The following is a 3,588-nucleotide window of genomic DNA, read 5'->3' on the forward strand; positions in this document are numbered from 1 at the left end:
ATATATTCCTGCCGTACATCATTACTGCTCAAACTGGGACATATACAGCTCATAATACAGCCCTTTCTTTGCCATCAGTTCGTCATGAGTCCCGCTTTCGCAGATCCCCTGTCTCGTCAGGACGACGATGCAGTCAGCATGGCGGATCGTCGCCAGACGGTGCGCAATGATCAGCGTCGTCCGGTGGGCCGACAAATCCTGCAGGGCCTGCTGAATTTTCCGTTCCGTTTCATTGTCCAGGGCCGACGTAGCTTCATCCAGAATGAGGATCGGCGGATTTTTTAAAAATACCCGGGCAATGGCCAGACGCTGTTTCTGCCCGCCTGACAGTTTGACGCCCCGCTCGCCAATGGCACTGTCATATCCATCAGGGAGAGCCATAATGAAGTCATGGGCATGGGCCAGCTTAGCCGCATTTATAATCTCCGCATCTGTCGCATCTGGCCGGCCATAGGCGATGTTCTCCCGAATAGAATCGGAAAAGAGAAAGACGTCCTGCTGGACAATACCGATATGCCGGCGCAGAGATTCCAGCGTATACGAGCGAATATCACTGCCATCGACCATAATGGAACCGCCCTGAATGTCGTAGAACCGCAGGAGCAGGCTGGCCACGCTGGATTTGCCGGCCCCAGTAGGTCCGACGAGGGCCACCGTCTTGCCTGGCGCAATATCCAGATTAAAATGCTGCAGCACCTTGTCGTGGCCGTTATAGGAAAAAGTCACATCCTGAAAAGATACATGACCGACGACATCACCCATTTCCCGGGCCTGTACCTCATTTCGGACAGCCGGTTCCTGATTCATCAGCTCTTCATATCGCCTGTATCCGGCCAGGCCCCGCTGATACCGCTCGGTCAGCATAGTCAGCTGCATAATAGGACGGATAAAAACCATGAGGTACATGAGAAACGCCACCAGATCGCCAAGCCGCATAACGCCGAGCATGATAAAAAAGCTGCCTGCCGCAATGATAACCAGATTTGTCATGTTGGAGAAAAAGATAACACTGCTCGTTAAATAGGCTTCAAACATGAACGTTTTCTGCTGGGCCCGGCGAAGGCGGTCGCTGGCAATGGAAAACTTTTTCAGCTCCAGCCCTTCGTTGCAGAAAGACTGTACCAGTCGAATCGCATTCAAACTTTCCATAGCCTGAGAGCTGACAGCACCCATTTTTTCGCGGGCTGCCCGGAAGGTCTCCTTCATGCGCCGGTTCAGAAGAATCGTCCCTGCCGTCTTCAAGACAATAAGGAACAACACGAAAATGGCCAGCTGCCAGTTAATATAAAACAAAAAGAAAGCACTGCCGCACATGGTAATGAGACATACCATGACCAGATTGGGCATCTGAAATACCAAATCGCCAATTTCCGATATATCGCTGATAATGCGGGAAATGAGCTGCCCTGTCTTGGTATTGTCAAAGAAGGAGAAGCTCATAGATTCAATATGCGAAAACAGGCGGCGCCGCAGGTCGTTTTCAATATGTGTCCCCATGCCGCGGCCAAAATAAGATACACAGAAAGACAACACCATGCACAGGACGTACATGGCAAACAGCAGCGCCGCCGTATGAGCCAGCATCAGCATATTGCCGGCCGGCAGGATGGTCTCCAGAATATAGCGGACAATCATGGGAAAGGAAATTTCCATGCCTGCCGTCAGGACCGAACCGAGGAGGACAAAGACAAGTGTCTTATGATATGGCGCATAACACGCCCATAACTGTTTCATCACAAACTCCCTTCACAACAGCAGATACAAAGAGAACGGGATGCCGAAGCAATCCCGTTGTCTCTATACTGCCAGATTATTGATGTGCCGTTTCCAGGGCCAGGTACTCGCCGCCCTGACGATGTGCAGCAGCTGCGTCTGCAGCCGTTTCCGCCTTCGCATCGTAGTGTACCGGATTGATGACAGCCACTTTGACGGCTGGCTTCAGTTCCTGCAGCTTTTCTACCAGGCCCAAATGGCCTTCGCTGTGGAAATTGCCGACTACATGATACACGACTGCATCGGGATGAGCCGTCACATAATTGGCAATGCTTTCGGCCATGGCGTCATCCTTCAGGCACTGGGCCATGAACATGGGCTGTACCATCTGGGGCGGTACGGTCATGCCGCTAGGCGTATTCTTCATGCCAGCCATAACAGCGGCAAATTTTTCCCGGTATGCCTCCGAACCGGCTTTATGGACAGCCGGCAAATATCCCTTGTCCGCTTCCGCTATGCCGTCCAGACTGCGGGACTTGGCATAGGCCGAGGCCATGCGCCGGGGAATGTTGCCGGTCAGCACGGGAATACCGTGAATCTTGGCAAATTCGACGAGAGGCCGGTATGCCGTCTGGTACTGTGGCCATGGACGGGACTGTTTCAGAAAATCTTCTTCTGAAATCTTGCCGGCCAGATAGTCATTCATGACCGGCTGTACATCCCGTTCAAACATTTCCATAGACAGGACGAGCTTGTCGCCATGGAGCTTATACAGCTCTTTCAGGACGGCATATTCGGCATCGTGAATGGGCTGACTGTCATGAAATTCGCCGAATACGACGACCTGATAGGGCTGCAGTTCCCTGGTCATTTCCGGCACCGTCACGGGCTGGACATTACTGCTGCGAAACAGCACAACTGGTTCGGCCGCTGCTGCATTGACTGCCGACAGCAGCGTAAAGGACAGCAATACGACGGCCAGGACAACCAGCTTTACCAGTACGCTTTTTGTTTCCCACACCCCATTTCCTAGAATTTCCATTCTGCACCTGCGACCCAAGTACGGCCTGTTAAATATACATCATAATTTTCCTGATCAAAAATATTATCTACTCCGGCAAAATTTCGAATTCCTTCACCATATTTCTTATTAACAGTCAAGTTTACTGTATTGTATGTAGCATCTTTACCTTCAGCATCTCCGCTGCCCCCCATTTGGCTACTGCTACTATAACGGTACTTATTAACCCATTCACTCCATAAGAGAACACTATAGCCATAAGGATTTAAGTCATCATAGGAAAGTTGTAAGGTTGTAATATTTCTAGCTCTATCCGGTAAGCGGGAATCATCTACTTTATCCTTAGCATCCAGCCAGTTGCTCGTCGCTTTAACGGAGAAATACTTATTCAAATGACGGCCCAGTTCCAGTTCTACACCATTAATCTGTGCCCGGTCTACATTTTCATATTGTGCCGTCATAGAACCGTCCGGATGAATCGTATAGGGGGATAGAATCATGTTTTTGACATCATTTTCAAAATAGGTGATTTTTCCCCAATTCTTATTCCATTCTCCTTCATAGCTGATATCCCAGGATTCCGATTCTTCCGGCTGCAAATCAGGATTTCCTAAAACCGTTACTGTCGATGGCCCCATAGCTCTCTTCATAGACATATACAATTCGCTAACAGTCGGCGCTTTAAAGCCTTTACCCCAGTTAGCTTTAATACGATTATGATTATTGAGGAAATACGTAGCCCCTATCTTTGGTGTCGTCTTGCCGCCAAAGGAACTATCATGATCATACCGTACAGAAGGAACGACTAACAGCTTATCACCGACCATCCATTCATCCTGTACATAAGCAGCATA

The 3,588-nt window shown here is 49.7% G+C and carries 3 protein-coding genes; all 3 read right to left on the reverse strand.

The features are described from left to right. Positions 1-21 precede the first annotated feature (21 nt). On the reverse strand, positions 22-1,734 hold the full coding sequence (locus Q3886_RS09410) for an ABC transporter ATP-binding protein (RefSeq protein ID WP_301861182.1): 1,713 nt from the start codon (positions 1,732-1,734) through the stop codon (positions 22-24). Between the two features lie 76 nt (positions 1,735-1,810). After that, entirely contained in the window at positions 1,811-2,734 is a 924-nt protein-coding gene (locus tag Q3886_RS09415) for a ChaN family lipoprotein (protein ID WP_301861183.1), read from the reverse strand. Positions 2,735-2,742: 8 nt separating this feature from the next. Next, positions 2,743-3,588: TonB-dependent siderophore receptor (locus tag Q3886_RS09420; protein WP_301861185.1), on the reverse strand; the 846-nt coding region annotated here is incomplete at its 5' end.

The organism is uncultured Megasphaera sp. (genome assembly GCF_958350005.1).
In the GTDB taxonomy this organism is placed as follows: domain Bacteria; phylum Bacillota; class Negativicutes; order Veillonellales; family Megasphaeraceae; genus Megasphaera.

Bases quoted from the DNA above. Each gene is read 5' to 3' on its own strand.
- Q3886_RS09410 (WP_301861182.1), bottom strand. From the start codon at position 1,734: ATGAAACAGTTATGGGCGTGTTATGCGCCATATCATAAGACACTTGTC.